Source organism: Ensifer sp. WSM1721, from assembly GCF_000513895.2.
Lineage (GTDB): Bacteria > Pseudomonadota > Alphaproteobacteria > Rhizobiales > Rhizobiaceae > Sinorhizobium.
Map to the genome: position 1 here is coordinate 1387271 of NZ_CP165783.1, position 17320 is coordinate 1404590.

18 protein-coding genes and 1 pseudogene are annotated in these 17320 nt (G+C 62.0%); 12 read left to right on the top strand and 7 right to left on the bottom strand.

What is annotated here, in order from left to right; genetic code table 11:
- Nucleotides 1–7: 7 nt before the first annotated feature.
- Nucleotides 8–1738, top strand: coding sequence for a biotin carboxylase N-terminal domain-containing protein (locus tag M728_RS24070; protein ID WP_026620890.1), 1731 nt, complete (start codon nucleotides 8–10; stop codon nucleotides 1736–1738).
- 269 nt (nucleotides 1739–2007) lie between these two features.
- Here M728_RS24070 and M728_RS24075 read toward each other — a convergent pair whose 3' ends face one another.
- Complete coding sequence (locus M728_RS24075; RefSeq protein ID WP_026621144.1) at nucleotides 2008–2907, bottom strand: LysR family transcriptional regulator; 900 nt, start codon at nucleotides 2905–2907, stop codon at nucleotides 2008–2010.
- A gap of 144 nt (nucleotides 2908–3051) precedes the next feature.
- Here M728_RS24075 and M728_RS24080 point away from each other — a divergent pair, with 144 nt between their 5' ends.
- The 5 genes and pseudogenes from M728_RS24080 to M728_RS24100 form a co-directional block, all read left to right on the top strand.
- Complete coding sequence (locus tag M728_RS24080; protein WP_370906486.1) at nucleotides 3052–4056, top strand: DUF1254 domain-containing protein; 1005 nt, start codon at nucleotides 3052–3054, stop codon at nucleotides 4054–4056.
- A gap of 724 nt (nucleotides 4057–4780) precedes the next feature.
- Complete coding sequence (gene bfr / locus M728_RS24085) at nucleotides 4781–5266, top strand: bacterioferritin (RefSeq protein ID WP_026621147.1); 486 nt, start codon at nucleotides 4781–4783, stop codon at nucleotides 5264–5266.
- A gap of 591 nt (nucleotides 5267–5857) precedes the next feature.
- A complete protein-coding gene (locus tag M728_RS24090; protein WP_026621148.1) occupies nucleotides 5858–6163 on the top strand; it encodes a PilZ domain-containing protein in 306 nt (101 codons plus the stop codon).
- 120 nt (nucleotides 6164–6283) lie between these two features.
- Entirely contained in the window at nucleotides 6284–6556 is a 273-nt protein-coding gene (locus M728_RS24095; RefSeq protein WP_245269706.1) for a hypothetical protein, read from the top strand.
- A 189-nt stretch (nucleotides 6557–6745) separates the two neighbouring features.
- A pseudogene (locus M728_RS24100) lies at nucleotides 6746–7001 on the top strand (NnrS family protein); the annotation flags it as partial.
- Nucleotides 7002–7114: 113 nt separating this feature from the next.
- Here the strand turns inward: M728_RS24100 and M728_RS24105 are convergent.
- Together M728_RS24105 and M728_RS24110 are read right to left on the bottom strand one after the other, a co-directional pair.
- Nucleotides 7115–7612, bottom strand: coding sequence for an RES family NAD+ phosphorylase (locus M728_RS24105; RefSeq protein ID WP_026621150.1), 498 nt, complete (start codon nucleotides 7610–7612; stop codon nucleotides 7115–7117).
- A 9-nt stretch (nucleotides 7613–7621) separates the two neighbouring features.
- Nucleotides 7622–7972 (bottom strand): MbcA/ParS/Xre antitoxin family protein, encoded by a 351-nt coding sequence (locus M728_RS24110; RefSeq protein WP_026614753.1) that lies wholly within the window; start codon nucleotides 7970–7972, stop codon nucleotides 7622–7624.
- Between the two features lie 195 nt (nucleotides 7973–8167).
- On the opposite strand from M728_RS24110, the gene M728_RS24115 reads away from it, so the two are divergent.
- The gene (locus M728_RS24115) at nucleotides 8168–8734 is read left to right on the top strand and encodes a dienelactone hydrolase family protein (protein ID WP_026621151.1); all 567 of its coding nucleotides are present in this window, start codon (nucleotides 8168–8170) and stop codon (nucleotides 8732–8734) included.
- An 83-nt stretch (nucleotides 8735–8817) separates the two neighbouring features.
- Nucleotides 8818–9444, top strand: coding sequence for an IS5 family transposase (locus M728_RS24120; RefSeq protein WP_026621152.1), 627 nt, complete (start codon nucleotides 8818–8820; stop codon nucleotides 9442–9444).
- Here the strand turns inward: M728_RS24120 and M728_RS24125 are convergent.
- Complete coding sequence (locus M728_RS24125) at nucleotides 9415–9864, bottom strand: hypothetical protein (protein WP_034883766.1); 450 nt, start codon at nucleotides 9862–9864, stop codon at nucleotides 9415–9417. The genes M728_RS24120 and M728_RS24125 overlap by 30 nt on opposite strands.
- A gap of 99 nt (nucleotides 9865–9963) precedes the next feature.
- Entirely contained in the window at nucleotides 9964–11232 is a 1269-nt protein-coding gene (locus M728_RS24130) for an alpha/beta hydrolase (protein WP_084044539.1), read from the bottom strand.
- 288 nt (nucleotides 11233–11520) lie between these two features.
- On the opposite strand from M728_RS24130, the gene M728_RS24135 reads away from it, so the two are divergent.
- The 4 genes from M728_RS24135 to M728_RS24150 all read left to right on the top strand — a co-directional run bounded on the left by M728_RS24135 (nucleotide 11521) and on the right by M728_RS24150 (nucleotide 15944).
- Nucleotides 11521–12309, top strand: coding sequence for a pseudouridine synthase (locus M728_RS24135; RefSeq protein WP_026621154.1), 789 nt, complete (start codon nucleotides 11521–11523; stop codon nucleotides 12307–12309).
- A gap of 350 nt (nucleotides 12310–12659) precedes the next feature.
- Nucleotides 12660–13637 (top strand): tripartite tricarboxylate transporter substrate-binding protein, encoded by a 978-nt coding sequence (locus M728_RS24140; protein WP_026621155.1) that lies wholly within the window; start codon nucleotides 12660–12662, stop codon nucleotides 13635–13637.
- Nucleotides 13638–13966: 329 nt separating this feature from the next.
- Entirely contained in the window at nucleotides 13967–14428 is a 462-nt protein-coding gene (locus tag M728_RS24145; protein WP_026621156.1) for a tripartite tricarboxylate transporter TctB family protein, read from the top strand.
- Nucleotides 14429–14438: 10 nt separating this feature from the next.
- The gene (locus M728_RS24150) at nucleotides 14439–15944 is read left to right on the top strand and encodes a tripartite tricarboxylate transporter permease (RefSeq protein WP_026621157.1); all 1506 of its coding nucleotides are present in this window, start codon (nucleotides 14439–14441) and stop codon (nucleotides 15942–15944) included.
- 163 nt (nucleotides 15945–16107) lie between these two features.
- On the opposite strand, the gene M728_RS24155 is transcribed toward M728_RS24150, so the two are convergent.
- Together M728_RS24155 and M728_RS24160 are read right to left on the bottom strand one after the other, a co-directional pair.
- Nucleotides 16108–16413, bottom strand: coding sequence for a hypothetical protein (locus tag M728_RS24155; protein ID WP_084044542.1), 306 nt, complete (start codon nucleotides 16411–16413; stop codon nucleotides 16108–16110).
- 3 nt (nucleotides 16414–16416) lie between these two features.
- Nucleotides 16417–17208, bottom strand: coding sequence for a thioredoxin family protein (locus tag M728_RS24160; protein ID WP_026621159.1), 792 nt, complete (start codon nucleotides 17206–17208; stop codon nucleotides 16417–16419).
- Nucleotides 17209–17320: the final 112 nt, after the last annotated feature.

The window sequence follows — 17320 nt, forward strand, 5'->3', positions numbered from 1 at the left end:
GGCATCGATGAAAAAAGTGCTGATCGCCAACCGCGGCGAGATCGCCGTGCGTATCATCCGCGCTTGCCGCGACTACGGCCTTGGCTCCGTCGCCGTCTATGCAGACCCGGACGTGGACGCCCTCTTCACGCGGCTTGCCGACGAGGCCTACGGTCTTTCGGGCAGCCGCCCGGACGAGACCTATCTCGACATAGCAAAACTCATCGACGCAGCCCGTCGCTCCGGCGCGGATGCCGTTCATCCGGGCTACGGTTTCCTGTCCGAACGGGCGGAGTTCGCGCGCGCGGTGATCGACGCCGGCCTAACCTGGATCGGACCGGACCCGCAGGTGATCGAGGCGCTCGGGGACAAAGTCCAAGCCCGGCGTATTGCCGAGAGCGTCGGGGCGCCTCTCGTTGCCGGCAGCGATGGCCCGGTGGAGAGTGCGGCGGAGGCTATCGCCTTCGCCGAAAAGCACGGTCTTCCGATTGCAATCAAGGCGGCGCACGGCGGCGGTGGGCGGGGATTGAAGGTCGCCCGGCGCCTCGAGGAAATCTCCGAGCTTTACGCATCCGCCGTCCGCGAGGCGACGGCAGCCTTCGGACGGGGTGAATGTTTTGTCGAACGCTTCCTGGACCGTCCGCGCCACATCGAGGCGCAGGTGCTTGCCGATCGCCATGGCAGCGTGCTCGTGCTCGGTACCCGCGATTGCTCGCTGCAGAGACGCAATCAAAAGCTCGTCGAGGAGGCCCCTGCCCCGTTCCTGACAGACGGTCAACGAACTGCTATCCACGATGCCGCCAAGGCGATTTGCGCCGCCGCAGGCTACACGGGAGCCGGAACGGTCGAATTTCTGCTGGGTGCTGACGGCACCATCTCTTTCCTCGAGGTCAACACCCGTCTTCAGGTAGAGCACCCGGTGACCGAGGAGACGACCGGCATCGATCTCGTCATTGAGCAGTTCCGCATTGCCGACGGATTTGCGCTCGGGATCACCGAAACGCCGGCGCCGCGCGGGCACGCAATCGAGTTCCGCATCAACGCCGAAGACCCCGGCCGCGGTTTCTTGCCGACGCCCGGCCGGATCACCGTGTTCGAGCCCCCCTCGGGCCCCGGCGTCCGGCTGGACGGCGGGGTCGTGGCCGGTTCGGCCGTTCCCGGCGTCTTCGATTCGCTTGTGGCAAAGCTGATCGTTACTGGGGCGACCCGCGAGGAGGCGCTGAGACGCGCCCGCAGGGCGCTTGCGGAATTCCGTGTCGAGGGGTTGGCGACCGTCTTGCCCTTCCATCGCGCCGCCATCGACAGCGAAGATTTCATCGGGACGAGCGGCTTCAGGGTTCATACGCGCTGGATCGAAACCGAGTTCGTGGACATGCCGCAGGCCGCAAGCAGGCCGGAGCGCGCGCCGGACCCCTCGCTGTTGCGCACCCATATCGAAATCGACGGCCGGAGGCATGAACTCGCCATTCCCTCCACCCTCCTATCAGGCTTTGCCGCGCCTTTCCAAAGCAACGGCAGCATTCCGGCCGCCAGCACGACGTCTGACCCGGGCGACCTCGTGGCGCCCATCGCCGGCATGCTGCAGGCCTGGAAAGTCTCCGATGGTGACGGGATTCGGCAAGGCGACCTGGTTGCGGTCATGGAAGCGATGAAGATGGAAACGCCGATAACCGCACCCCGCGACGGCACCTTCCGCATCATCATCCCCGAAGGCAGCTACGTCCAGGCCGGAGCGATCCTCGGGCGCATCGATGACTAGCATGCAGCAGTCGCGGGCGGCTTGTCCTGGTGAGGATTGGATTCCGATCCTTCCGGGCACAACAACTCTGCGCCGCTCGGCGGAGATGATGGCGGTAGAGGGGTGGATGCTACTGCATGTTTCCTTAAATCGTACCCGATTTAAGGACAAAAACATGCAGCAATTCAAAGTGCTACAGCGTCCTTTGTGCGTCTGAAAAGACGCACGGCGCTGTAGTTTCCGCGGCGCCGCGCGTTGCAGCACAAGGCCTCGCCGACGGATTCGATGCCTCAGGTGGGAATGGTGATTTCGCAGGCCCGCCGGACTCTCGGCAGATAGGTCCCGCAGAAGTCCAGGTATGTCCTGACGATGGTCGACTGGTGCCGGTGGGGCGGATAGACCAGGTGGATGGACCACTCGGGCAGCGGATATTGCGGCAGCAATGCTACGAGACGCTTCTCTCGAATTGGCGCGGCCGCCAGGAAGGGCGGCAACTCGGTTACCACGTCACCATCGAGTGCCCGGCAGCATAGATGATCGTAGTCGTTGCTGGAAAGCACCGCGTTTGGTTTGACGAGGTGTCCGCCAAAATCCCACTGCACAGGGACATCGACGTGCGAGGCCCAGACCGCACATGGGAAGGCATGAAGCTCCTGCGGTTCTGTCGGCAGGCCGAACCGCTGCACCAGCTCCGGGCTGGCAACGAGAACATTGCGATAGGACAGGACGTGCCGTGCCACCATCGACTCATAGACGATTGCGCCGACACGAAGAGCCACATCGATGCCGTCCTCGACCAGATCCACCCGACGCTCGGTCGAATAGACGTGAACCTGGATGTCCGGATAACGACGCTGGAAAGCCGAGAGCAACTCCCACCACGGCCTGAAGGTCTGCGGCAAGGATAGCCGCAGGCGCCCTTTGAGGCGCGCTTGATCGCTCACCACGGCCTGCTCCGCCTCGAGCAGCGCTTCGATGCCGCGCCCGGCGTGCTCATAGAGCCGCGTTCCAGCATCGGTAAGCTTCGCGCCCCGGGCCGATCGCTCCAGCAACTGCACTTTGAGCTGCCGTTCGAGATCGCGTATGCGACGGCTGAGCGTCGCCAGTGGGATTCCGAGACGACCCGCCGCCGCCGAAAGGCTGCCCGCCTGGACGACGGCAACAAACATGCGCGTGGCGTTGAGATCCATGCGCGGACCCTATCATATGTGAGAGGCTGCTTGTCAATTGTGCGCCTTCATTTCCATTCCTGGTCAGCTTAGATCGAGGTCTATCAAGAATCCCCTCGAATGATGGACACCATGAAAAAGACCAGCACGAGAGTTTTGGCAGCCATGACAGTAGTATTAGCTAGTTCCACCGCGTCCGCACAAATGCCGGCCCCGTCGGCTGAGCCGGTCACCGTCGAGAACTACAATCGCGCACAGACCGACGTCTATTTTGCCGGGGTGGCCATGACTGGCGGCTTGGGAAAGTTCGGCCATGGCCGCGAGCTTTCCGCGCCCGTGCAGAAGGGCATACCCCGCCCAAACCGCGACACCTTGTATTCCTTCGCGCTCCTCGACCTCGACGCCGGGCCGGTGACGGTCACGCTGCCGGACGCCGGCAAGCGCTATATGGGGATGCAGGTCGTCAACCAGGATCAATACACGCCGGCGACCTTTTATGAGCCAGGCCCTCATACGCTGACAAAGGATAGGGTCGGCACCCGCTATGCCATCGTTGTCGTCCGTTTCCTCGTCGATTTCGCGAGCGAGAAGGACGTCCGCGAGGTCCATGCGCTGCAGGATGCGATCACGCTCACGCAGCAAAACTCAGGTAAGTTCGAAGTGCCCAACTGGGACAAGGCGAGCCTGGAAAAGATCAGATCGGCGCTGCAGCAACTCGCAACCACGATTTCCGATACACGCGGCATGTTCGGTGCGAACGAGCATCAGGTCGATCCTGTGAAGCATCTGATCGGAACCGCGATGCTGTGGGGCGGCAATCCCGAAAAGGACGGGCTCTATCTTCCGATCACGCCAGCCCGGAATGACGGAGAGACGATTTACAAGCTGACCGTCGGCGAGGTGCCCGTCGACGGCTTCTGGTCGCTTACGGTCTACAACAGCCAGGGTTACCTCCAGCCGAACCTGGATGATGTCTATTCGGTCAACAGCATCACGGCGAGAAAAGCGGCGGACGGCTCGGTCACAATCCAGTTCGGTGGGTGCGGTGGCGAAGTGCAGAACTGCATTCCGATCACCGAAGGGTGGAATTACACGGTGCGTCTCTTCAAGCCGCGAGCGGAGGTCCTTGACGGCACGTGGCAGTTCCCCTTGGCGCAAGCCGAAAGGTGAGCGACGCCGCTCACTCCTGCGGGTCCGCACCGACAGGGATGGTGAGTTCATCGCGTAGAGTCTCGAGCCGCGGATCCTGGAGGATGATATCGGCTTGGACATGCGCGGTAATCCTGCTGCAGCGCTCGGAGATTGACGCCACGGCGGCCGCAATAGCGGCCGCCGTGATGGACGTAGGATAGCTCCCGTCGCCACGTCCACTGTTTGTCAGTCGAACATTCGCCTCCGGCCGTTCGGCCGTGGCAGGCGTTTCTTGCAAGCTCGATCGTCAGAATGCGCGTCCCGAATAATACGCGTTTAGTATGATGAATCGTCAGACCCATTAATTTTTATTGTTTCTATAAGACTTTCGGATAATATCCTTTCTGCAACGGCACATCTTCCCGAATTGCCCTTAGAGCTTGCTGTTTCGGCGAGGGAAGAAGCATTGCTGTGTCGATGCTTAATATTGCAATAGATAAAGTTTGAACATGATTGAGCCCGGATTGTCACGATCCGGGCTTCTTTCGAATATGCGCGTCACGTCATGTGAGCATTGCTTGCGGTGCCACGCGCCGAGCCCATTCGACTCCATCAAAAGACTCGCCATGCCGTTCAGCCCCTGCTCAGGGCCGCGCTCGAAGGTGTTTTCTGGAGTGATTTAGAATGGTTCTAACAAACCTCGACATAGACAGCCCGCAGGGATTAAAGTTGCGGATCGACAACTCGCGCGGAGGAGCGTCCGATGAAAGGGGATCCGAAGGTAATCGAGCGTCTGAACGAAGCGTTGTTTCTCGAGCTGGGGGCGGTAAACCAATTCTGGCTGCATTATCGCCTCGTCGAAAATTGGGGCTACACGAAGCTCGCCAAGAGAGAGCGCGAGGAGTCGATCGAAGAAATGCACCACGCGGACAAGCTTGTGGTCCGCATCATCTTCCTTGAAGGCCATCCCAACCTCCAGGCGGTTGCGCCGCTGCGCATAGGTCAAAACGTCAAGGAAGTCCTGGAAGCCGATCTCGCCGGCGAGTACGACGCCCGGAACTCCTACATGGCCTCCCGTGATGTCTGTCGACAGGCCGGAGACTACGTCTCGATGAAATTGTTCGAAGAGCTGCTAAGCGACGAAGAAGGTCATATCGACTTTCTCGAAACGCAGCTCGATCTGCTCTCGCAAATCGGCGACAAGAAATACGGCCTCCTCAACGCGGACTCGGCCGACGAAGCCGATTAGTTCAGCAAAGATGGGAATAGATGCAGGCCGGCGGATGGCGGCCGTGTCCAAAATCGATCTCAGATGCGCATCACAGGCTGTGACGACAGCCTCTGTATGCTCGATGGCGCGTCTCGCCATCCGGAGCACTTCGCCGACAACGCAGGTCAATAATACCGCACAGCCGAAGGCGACCCAGTCGGCAGCGTCTGGCGGCGACGCGCTCCCCGTCCGCTGAAGATAAGTTGCCGCAATACAGCGCCGTGCGTCTTTTCAGACGCACAAAGGACGCTGTAGCACTTTGAATTGCTGCATTTTTTTGTCCTTAAATCGGGTACGATTTAAGGAAACATGCAGTAGCCGAAAGCCCGGCTGCGAATGCCACCGGTCCTATACCGCCGAACGGCCCGACAAGCAGAACATGTATTTTGTCAATTCTTCAATTAGGAACTAATAAACGTTTTGCGTGCAGTATAGCGCAGTTGCAACAAAACTGTATTGATAAGATTCCATTACCGACGATCGACGATCCTGGACCATTTCTCAACGACGTCTCAGAATAGCCGAGATATGTCGAACTGAGCTACCTCGAGTTAGAGTGCGGAGGAAGACATGATTCATGAGGGCAACGTTCAGCGCGTCGCTTCGCGCACCCGGACGAGTATCACCGGCAACGTTAGCTGCAAGACCGGGTCAAGCAACGGTATCGTTAGAGACCTTTCGGAAGAGGGCATCTGTTTCCAGCTCCTCTTCGACATCGGCGCCCAAACCGGACAAGAAGTCACGATACGCAGCGAGGAGCTCGGCCTTCTGACCGGGATCGTTCGTTGGACCAGAGGGGACAGGATAGGAATAAAGCTCAAACTGTCGTCCAACACCACAGCGCAGATTGCCTCGTATTTCAAATTCTTCCGCTAGCCGGCGTTTTCGAGCCGTGGCGTAGGCGATGTATGTCAAGCACGTTCTGAGTTGGTGAGGATGAGCGAGTTCCAAAACAAAGCTGTGCGACTGATGGCGGCGCGCAGTGGAGAAGCGTCGGTGAGCGACCTTGCACAGCGCCAGAGAAACCTCCTGTTCGCGGCGCTCGAGCTCTACCGTGCGCTTGGGGGATCGTTTGAGCAACTTGAGGCAAGCATAATGGAGGATGCGACGGGTGCTCCTCGGCGCGTTGACGTGATCATCGGCGATCTGATGAACGAGCTGGCGGCCATCAGTCACATGCATGACATGGACCTCATGCAGGCCGCTCACAACACACTCGACATTCGCCTAAGAGAAATCAGGGCTGTTCTGGCAACCGATGGGACGTGATTTCCGCTTCTTTGCCTAGCGCATGTCACCCGGCAAAACCTCTGGCGGCAGCCTTTGTGCACCGAGCGGGTGAACCTCACCTCCCCGTATCGCCCACGGCCCGGGATCCCCACATCTTCAACGCTGTCAGGCAGTCGCACAAGCTAGAGCATTTGGCAGTCAGGTGAAATCACCTGACGTAGCCGGCCCTCGATGATGCTGGCGGTCATGACGCGCGCAAGCCGCGGTCACACGGGCCATCCGCTGACGGGCCTCGCGCCTGACCACGGCTTCTTATGCCTGCGTCGTGCTAGCAGCGGTTCTGCGGCCGCTGGCCGAAATGTTCCCCGATGCCACGGTTGCCCTTTACAGCGTCTCCGGCGTGCTCTGGATCCTCGCCTTCGCGCTTTTCGCTTTCGAATACGGGCCGCTCCTTGTGGGCAAACGGCGGCACTTGCCAGCCTAGCAGAAGGAGTGTGTGCGGTTTTCCGCCCGCATGCCGTTAACTTATTAGAATCGATCACGTTTATGACCAATGCATGTGGCCCAAAGTGTGCAGCGGTCTAAGGTCCGCGACGGCTATCTCGACAGGCGGCTCTCGTCATCGATCAGCGTGAGACGGCATGGGGCGGCATCACCCCATTTCCAGAGCACGAGGTTGAGGTCATCACGGCTCGCCGCGGGAGCGAAGCTCCTGACGATGAGACCATGATAGCCAGCGGCGATCAGCCGCCGGGCGAAAGACTGGGTCCTGGCCTCTCCGCTGGTCTTCATCTGGTCACGCCATGTGGCGTCCCCGAGCGCCGCCGCATCCATGGCCTCGTCGGCAAGCGCCGCTTCCTCCCGGCTGTCGAAGACACGCTCGATCTCGGCGTCGTAGCAGACAAGCGTCGTTGGCTGGAGGTTGCCCACCTGGGTCGCCTCCCTCAACGCCGTCATCACCGACAGGGAGCAATAGAGTGCCTGGACGCCCTTCGGATTGAAGCGGCCGCCATGGAGTTCAGCGCCGCGGCCCGAGAGCGGCTCGCGCGCATAGATGGGATTGAGCGCTCGATAGAGCTTTCCTTCATAACGCATCGCACGGGGTCAAGCGTGCACGCCGGCATCGACAGCGTCGATATAGTCGAGCACCTCTTCGCCCCGGCCGCTGCGGACGAGTTGCATGGCCGTCTGGCCGGAGAAGCCGGGAAGCGGCTCGGACCGGTACCAGGCATAGGCCATCAAAGCCGAGCCAAATCGGGGCTCGACCTTGTTGACGACCTCGATCATCTCGCGGAGCCGCCGCTGTGTCTTGTCCGACCGGACGCGGTCCTTCCGCTGGATAGCGTCCTTTCCGAGACCCACCGTGCGCGCGACTTCCTCGCTCGTCGTTCGAAAGGCCTCGGCGATCTTGCGCGGGGCGAAAACTCCATCCTCCGAATACTGGGCGAGACCCATGACATTCACCTTTGCCGATTTCATTGACGCAATATAGCGTCAGAACCACTGGGCTTCAAGCGCAAGGCCATTGGATGGCACGGGTCCCTCGGCTCCGAGGACAACATTGCAACGCCCCCAAGGAGCGCCGGGTGTTGCCCGCACGCGTGCATCATCCTCAACTGCCGCAACCATATTTAGGCGAGGTTGGTGACGATGGCGACAGTGATCCTCTTCCATTCCGTCCGTGGCTTGCGCTCGCTCGAGCGCGACGCTGCCGAGCGTCTCCGGGCGGCGGGGCACGACGTCGCCACCCCCGATCTCTACGACGGCCGCGTCGCCACCTCGATGGAAGAGGGCTTCGCCTTCAAGGACGAGATCGGCTGGCCGAACCTTTGCGAGCGCGCGGAGCGTGCCGTCGCGGGGCTTCCGGCAACCGCTGTTCTCGGCGGTTTCTCGATGGGCGCGGCCGTCGCGGCGAGCCTCTGGGCGAAGCGGCCCGAGACGGCCGCCATCCTCTTCCTCCACAGCATCGCCGAGATTCCGGCAAATGCGCGAAGCGGCCTGCCGGTCCAGGTTCACCTCGCCGATCCGGACCCCTTCGAGCCGGCGGACGAGGTCGCCGCCTGGCGCGCCGCGGCCGGACGGTCGCCGATCGCTCTTGAAGTGTTCACCTATCCGGGTCCTGGCCATCTTTATACCGACGCCACGCTTCCTGACTACGATGCAGAAGCCGCCCGTCTCACCTGGAGCCGCGTCGAGCTCCTGCTCGCCGCAGTGTGAACAGGCGACCCTAGGCCCTGTTGACAAAGTGGATTCCCAAATCAGTGGAGGCATGATTCAAGACTGTCTTTTAGGAGGCGGGTTTGGCTCGTGGCGATCTGACGGATTTGAAATGGCGGATCATGGAGGGGCTGCTGCCTACCGAGCGTGGGAGGAAATCTCGCCCCTCTCACGACAACCGGCGATATCTCAACGGGATGCTGCATGTTCTTCGGATCGGCTGCCCCTGGCGCGACATGCATGAGCGCTACGGCAAGTGGAACTCCGTCTATGTCCGCTTCCGTCGTTGGGCGGAACAAGGCGTGTGGGATGGACTTCTCGAAACGCTTGTCGAGTTGGGGCTAACCGACGACTGGCAGCACATGATCGACAGCACCACGGTTCGAGGCCATTCACAGGCAGCGAGCGCTAAAGGTGGACTTATAAGGAAGCTTTTGGTCAATGACAGCGGCTTCCTGCGTGAAGAACTGCTGGTCCACGGGATCAGGCCCGTTATACCGCCGAAGGCAAACAGAAAAGAGTCGCCCGTCTGCGACTTTCGGGCCTATAAGGATCGAAACCGTATCGAGCGCCTGTTCAGCAAGCTCAAGCAGTTTCGGCGCGTAGCCACCCGCCATGATAAAACGGCAAGGTCGTTCGCTGCTATCCTTGCTCTGGCTGCCGTTCGCGTCTGGCTGCCATCATTCACCGGAACGGTCCACAAGCCATGATGTAATCGCAGCCTCCCCAGTTCGCACGTTTTTGTAGGTCGAGCTGATCTTACTCAGCACCGTCTCATCGTCAGTATCGATCTCGTAGAACGTGCTGTCGACGGCTCGGATCGTAACCCATGTCTTGCCTGACTGCGTCGGTCCCGAGCCGACAAACTCGCCCCAGATAACCTGCCGCGTCTTCTCAGCCAGGGCTGCTAGATCGGAGCCCGAAAGCCGGGCGTCGTCCTGCGCCAATTCCTCCAGTTGCTCGCCGCCTTCACCTGTGGCCTCGAACCATTCGTGCCCAGGTTTGGATGACTTGACGGTCGAAACTGTCCAATTTGCCTCCAAAGACCGAGGTGCCAAAAGCCGCAGTAAGTCTCTGAGATCAAGAGCGAGGACGTGTTGCTTGAGATCGTAAATCCTAAGTGTCGTCATGGCGTCCCCCTCACGCTGTGGATCGCACTGGCAACAGCACTTTGTCAACAGAACCTAGTTTCAAGCCGATCGCTGAGCCCGAGCGAGACGAGAACCCACTCAGTTCGGCGCGGCGGCCGTGCCCGTGTCGCCCTGCAAGGTCTCGCCGAGCTTCGGGCGCTTCCTGCGCGGCACCGGCTCTTCGAGGATTTTCACCGGCGCGGAGATGGTCGCGGCCGCCACGGTGCCGACATTCTTGGCCGTGCCGGCGACGACGGCGCTTATTCCGTCCCCGAGCGTGATCTGGGAATCGGTCAAGGTTTGCCCCTTGACGATGCGCTGGCCGATCAACTGCACGATCTCGGGGCTGTCGGCGAATTTGCCGTGGTTCAGACGATCGCCGGATCGCACCTTTGTGAGGTCGATCGCGGTGATGCCGGCCTGCTCGAGCTGGGTGCGATAGGGCTCGGCCGTCGGGTCGATCGCGCCCAGTCGCGAGACGTCGCCCGAGATGAGGCGCGACAGGGCCAGCGCCCGGTCGTCCTGCGACACGAATATCGTGAATTTCGGCCGCCGCTCGCCAAGCTCCACGAATTGTTTCGCGAAGACGTCGAGATCGATGTCCGGTGATGCCAAGATCACGTTCTTGATCTTGGGCGCGACCCCTCCGTCGCGGATGCCCATCTGGCGAAGGGATTCCATCGTCAGCCAGGTTCCCATCGAATGGGCGAGGATCGTAACGTCCTTCACGTCAGGCGCGCGCGCCAGAGACCACAGGGCATCTTCGAGCGCGGTCCTCGAATAGTTCGTGCTCTCCTTGTCATAGTTGTAGTCGAGCACGCGCGCACGCGACGGCCAGGTGAACAGCATCGGCGTCGCCTGGGCGCCGGAATCGTGCACGATCTGCGCCAGCCGGAAGACGGAATCCTCATAGGTGTTGTTGAAGCCGTGTACGAACAGTAGCACATGCCCGTCGGCGGTGTGCTCGCGGAACCAGTTCCGCGCTTCGTCGCGCGACGCCAGCTCGCGCACGCGCGTCACGGCGAAATCGGTCTCGGGATTGGGCGGCAGCCGGCGCGGCCACTGCACCGTGCCGGGCTTGCGCCGCGAATCCGGCGGGATCGAGACCGCGACATCCGTCAGCGAAAGCGTCGGACTTCGTTCGCCGGAGAACAATGTGGCCGGGTCGCCCGAGGGCTGGCGCGTCGTCGCGACAAGCATGTCGACCTGGGACGTCGTAGCCGGATTCGCCAAAGCCACCGGCGTCATCACGCCCTTCGCATGGCCGCCGCAGCCCGCCAGCAGCAAGAGCGCGACAAGCGCCGAGGCGGCGCGTCCCGGCCCCGCAAACCGACGCGTGCGGACGCGGAGATCCATCTTTTCAGGCATCGGCATTTCCCTCTGACGACCCCCGATACGGATCCGCGTCACCTGATCGCGGCCGCACGAAGAACGATGACCTTGCGGATATAGCCGCAATCCAGCTTCGTTCTGAAGGCAGAAAATGGACTTTTCCAAGGGCGATGTCATCTGGCACTGACGATCGGGCTTCGGTGATCCGGGCTCACCTCTGGCCGGGCGGCGCTGATTGTGCCAGATGGAAATGGGATGCGAGGTGGACTTCGCGAGATGGATTTGGCGAGATGCACTTGGAATGACAGTGCGGAGATTTGACGAGTGAAGCGGCAGGCACGGGCGGCGGGCAGGAATCGCGATCATGCGCATACCGGCGAGCGCGCGGGCAAACGCGTCACGCTACCGCGCGCGCTTTCCAAGCTCGGCTATTGTTCGAGAGCGCAGGCGGAGAAGCTAATCGCAGACGGTCGCGTCAGCGTCGGCGGCAGGAAGACGACCGATCTTTCCCATTGGGTCGACATCGAGGAGGACAAGATCGCCGTCGATGGCGAGCCGGTGGCCGCGCAAGCGAAGATCTATCTGATGCTGAACAAGCCGCGCGGGCTCGTCACGACGCGCGACGATCCCGAGGGGCGGGCGACCGTCTTCAGTTGCCTCGATGCGGTCGATGCACGATTCCTCTCGCCGGTCGGTAGGCTCGACAAGGCGAGCGAGGGGCTCCTTCTCTTCACCAACGACACCGTGCTGGCGCAGCGCCTGCTCGATCCGGCGATCCATCTCGGCAAGGTCTATCATGTCCAGGTGCGCGGCCTCTTCGACGAGGCGATGGCCGCGCGGATGGTGGAAGGCGTGGCCGAGGGCGGTGAGACGCTGAAGGCCAAGAGCGTCCACCCGTTGAGAGGCGGCGAGAAGAACAGCTGGATCGAGGTGGAGCTCGAGGAAGGGCGCAACCGGCAGATCCGCCGCATGCTCGACGTCCTCGGCTTCGAATGCCTGCGCCTCATCCGCGTCTCGATCGGCGAGATCCGGCTCGGCGACTTGCCGAAGGGGGCGAGCCGCCCGCTGACGGAGCCGGAAATTCTCTACCTCAAGCGGCGCACCGGTATTTGACGGATGATCTGGCGAGGCTGAGGCGCTGCCGGCGTTGGACAGGGCCCCTCCCCTTGTGGGTGTACGTACCGGAGACATGGGTAACACATGGAGTCATGGGTCACAGGTTTGTCAGCCGCTATGTCTGGCCGAGGTCAGTGTGGGCAATGCGCGATGTGTGGAAATCCACCCACTGCCTGGCGCTTTTGTTTCCGATTCCACCCATCTTTCGCCGCCGGACGCGGGAAATGCAGGAAACGACCTCGGGCGGCAGTTGTCTGTGGTAAAATCCCGTTTGCTAAATGGGTGAAGCCAGAACCGGTGCGGGAGGATCCATGCCGGCTGGTCGACAATTCATCCGGGAGGAAAAGATGAAGATTCTGAACGCGCTTCTGGGCGCCGTCGCCGCCGTTTCCCTTTTTGCCGCCTCGGCCAGCGCTCAAGGCTATCCGGAGCGCACGATCACGATGGTGGTGCCCTTCTCGGCCGGCGGTCCGACCGATACGGTCGCCCGTCTCGTCGCCGAGTCCATGTCGAAGGACCTCGGGCAGCAGATCATCGTCGAGAACGTCGGCGGTGCCGGCGGCACGCTCGGCGCCGGTCGCGTCGCTCAGGCGGATCCCGACGGCTACACGCTGCTTCTGCATCATATCGGCATGGCCACCAGCGCGACGCTCTATCGCAAGCTCGCCTATGACACCTTGAATGCCTTCGAATATGTTGGGCTCGTCACCGAAGTGCCTATGACGATCGTCGCCCGCAAGGATTTCGAGCCGACCGATCTCAAGGGCGTGATCGACTACGCCAAGGCCAACAAGGACACGGTCACCGTCGCCAATGCCGGCATCGGCGCGGCATCGCATCTCTGCGGTATGATGTTCATGGATGCCATCGACACGCAGCTCACGACCGTGCCCTACAAGGGCACCGGCCCGGCGATGACGGACCTGCTCGGCGGCCAGGTCGACATCATGTGCGACCAGACGACGAACACGACGAAGCAGATCCAGGGCGGTACGATCAAGGCCTATGCCGTGACCTCGCCCAAGCGGCTGAAGATCTTCCCGGACCTGCCGACGGCTGAAGAAGCCGGTCTTCAAGGCTTCCAGGTTGGTATCTGGCACGGCATCTACGCGCCGAAGGGCACGCCGGCCGAAGTCACCGACCGCCTGTCGAAGTCGCTGCAGAAGGCGCTCAAGGACGAGAACGTCGTTGCCCGTTTCGGCGAGCTCGGCACCGAACCGTCAAGCGAAGCGGACGCCACTCCGGCGGCGCTGAAGGCCAAGCTTGAAAGCGAGATCGCGCGCTGGAAGCCGGTGATCGAGGCCGCCGGCCAGTACGCGGATTGATCTGCTCTGGCGACCCGCTGCCGTTCTGTTCTCCACCAAGAGGGAACGGCAGCGGCATCGCGTCCGACCGGCCGCTTCGGGGGCAGCGGCCGGTCGGAGAGACGATCACCCGAGTTGACAGCAGTCAACTCGCGCAAGAACCCGTGCAGCGCCCGCGTCTTTTCAGACGCACGAAGGTTGCTGTAGCGCTTTGAAGTGCTGCATGTTTTTATCCTTAAACCGGCTCCGGCCTAAGGAACATGCAGTAGCGTAGTCGGACAATAAAAAGCGAGGACATTCGCCAAGATCGGTGCGTAGCGGCCGCGTCCGAGCAACAATATGGGGAACAGATGAAAGCCATCTCCTTCGATACAACCAACGCGCTGTGCGGGAGTATCCTGACGGCCGTTGGCCTTTTCTTCGCCTGGCAATCCTTCAACCTCGAGCTCGGCACGGCCTTCCGCATGGGGCCGGGCTATTTCCCGCTGCTGCTCTCTGCGGTGCTGACGCTGCTGGGAATCATCATCCTGGTGCAGTCGGCCCGCGTTCACGGCGAGCCGATGGGACCGATCGCGATCCGCGGCATGTTCTTCATCCTGCCGGCGCCGATCTTCTTCGGCCTGACGGTACGCGGGCTCGGCTTCGTTCCCGCGATCTTCTTCACGGCGCTGATCGCGTGTTTCGCCTCGCACCGCATGCGACCGCTCTGGGCGGTGGCCCTTTCGCTGGCGCTCACCGTCTTCTCGGTCGCCGTTTTCAGCTACGGACTCGGCCTGCCGTTCGAGCGCTTCGGCCCTTGGGTCCGGTTCTAGGAGGCGGACAATGGATCTCGTCAGCAATCTCGCCCTCGGCTTCTCCACCGCCGCTTCGCCGGCGAACCTCCTCTTCTGCCTGATCGGCGTCCTTCTCGGCACGCTGATCGGCGTGCTGCCCGGCATCGGCGCGACGGCAACCATCGCCATGCTTTTGCCGATCACCTTCCAGTTGGAGCCGGTCTCCTCGCTGATCATGCTCGCCGGCATCTATTACGGCGCCCAATATGGCGGCTCGACCACGGCAATCCTGATCAACATGCCGGGAGAATCCTCCTCCGCCGTCACCGCCATCGACGGCTATCAGATGGCCCGCAACGGGCGCGCCGGCACCGCGCTCGCGATCGCGGCGCTCGGCTCCTTCTTCGCCGGCACCGTCTCGACGTTCCTTGTCGCGCTCTTCGCGCCGCCCTTGACCGAGATCGCGCTCGAATTCGGTGCGGCCGAGTATTTCTCGCTGATGATCGTCGGCCTCGTCTCCTCCGTCGCGCTTGCGCACGGGTCGGTCGTCAAGGCGCTCGCCATGGTCGCGCTCGGGCTGCTGCTCGGCCTCGTCGGCACCGACATCTATACCGGCACGCCCCGCTTCACGCTCGGCATCCGCGAATATGCCGACGGCCTCAATTTCGTGGCGGTCGCCGTCGGCGTCTTCGGTATTGCCGAAATCCTGCGCAACCTGGAAAGCGAAAAGACGCGCGACGTGCTGATGGCGAAGGTCACCGACCTTTTGCCGACCAAGGACGACTTCAAGCGCATGGTCGCGCCGGTGATACGCGGCACGGTGATCGGCTCGGCGCTCGGCGTGCTGCCGGGCGGCGGCGCGATCCTCGCCGCCTTCGCCTCCTATACGGTGGAAAAGCGCCTCTCCGACCGGCCGGCGGAGTTCGGCCGCGGCGCGATCGCCGGCGTGGCGGGGCCGGAAAGCGCCAACAATGCCGGCGCGCAGACCTCGTTCATCCCGCTGTTGACCCTCGGGATTCCGGCAAACCCGGTTATGGCGCTGATGATCGGCGCGATGATCATCCAGGGCATTGTTCCCGGCCCGAACGTGGCGGTGGAGCAGCCGGCCCTCTTCTGGGGCATCATCGCCTCCATGTGGATCGGCAACCTGATGCTCGTCGTCTTGAACCTCCCCCTGATCGGGCTTTGGGTGAAGCTCCTGAAGATACCCTATTTCGTGCTCTTCCCGATCATCATGGCCTTCTGCTCGATCGGGGTCTACAGCGTCAATTCCAACGTCTACGACCTCTATGCCGTCGCCTTCTTCGGCCTCGTCGGCTACCTGCTCCTGAAACTGCGCTGCGAACCGGCACCGCTGTTGCTCGGCTTCGTTCTCGGGCCGCTGCTCGAGGAGAACCTGAGGCGCGCCATGATCCTCTCGCGCGGCGACCCGACGACCTTCGTCACTCGGCCGATCAGCGCCGTCCTGCTCGCCATCGCCGCCGCGGTCCTCGTCATCGTCTTCCTGCCGGCCGTAAAAGCCAAGCGCGAGGAAGTCTTCGTCGAGGAGGATTGAGGGCGCTCTTCTTCTTGCCCCGCGCCTACAGCGCCGCGCGTCTGATCGGATGCGCGGCCCTGTAGCACTTTGAATTGCTGCATGTTTTTATCCTCAAATCGGCTAGGATTGACGGAAACATGCAGTAGAAGACGCAGGGCAAGCGACTTTGCCGCCCGCGGGATCAAGGCCGGCCGACCTCGCTCCATCGGCTCGAGACCAGCCTCAGCCATGGTGCCGAGTGGAAGACGGCCATGAGCAAGTACATCGCGGCCATTCCGCTCAGCGGCAGGGGCTCTTGCGCCGAAGAGCAGATCATATCAGCCCCACCGGTGACGACCGTGAGGAGCGCCATGACCGCGAATGTCGGCGCCGCAGCGAGGGATAGCCAGTCGGCCATGCCCCGCGCCGCCGGACCGATACCTGCGGCACCGGGAGATTCGTTGCTGGCGCGCGACGTGCCAGTTGGGTGGCTTGACCGGAGCGGCATCGGTCAGTCCTGACCATAGCGGTCGTGGTGGCGCCACCAGACACCCGTCTCGTTGCGCCCTTTCGAGGCGCGGTCGAGCCATTGATACACGCCCCAAAGGCCGTCCAGCCCGCGCGCATAGCTCGAATAGGTGTGGTAGACGATACCGTCGTCGAGCACGAATGCGCTCACGCCCGGCCTGTCGCGCGTATATGTGGCAACGTCGGTTCCGGTCATCGCTGCAATCTCGGCGACCGGTCCTTCGTTGCCCCGCCATTCCTGGACGGTCTTGCCTGCGAGCGGCTCGCGTGCCGGCGGCTCGCGCCGATAGTTGTATTCTATGCCGCCCGCGCGCTGCTCATCCTCGGTGAACCAGACGCTGAAATCGTGGTTGAAGTCGCTGCCGAAGGAGGACGCCCAGGGGAAAGTCCATCCCATTCGCTGCTTGAACGCCTCGAGCTTTGTAAGCGGTGCGCGCGACACCGCCGAGAAGGCGACATCATGGTTCTCGAGATGAACGACGATGCCGTTGAAGCCATCCGCGATCGAGGAGCAGGAAGGGCATCCGGCCGTATAGTCGGGTCCGAACATGAAATGGTAGACGAGGAGCTGCGATCGGCCCCGGAAGAGGTCCTTGAGCGAGGCGCTCCCCTCTTCGGTCTCGAATCGGTACTGCTTGTCGATCCTGACCCACGGCAAGGCCTGCCGTTGCTCGGCGAGTTCGTCGCTGCGGCGCGTCAGCTCCTTCTCCGCCGCGAGCAGTTCGAGCCGCGCCGTCAGCCAGTCTTCACGTGTTCCAGTCAGATGTGCTGTCATCCTTCTTCTCCTTTGCCTATTTGTTGTCGTAGCTTTCCTGCGGCGCGTTGCTTGCCGGTCGTGAGCCAGACTAGAACCGGATATCGGATGGTGAGAGTGACAAGTGTGACGG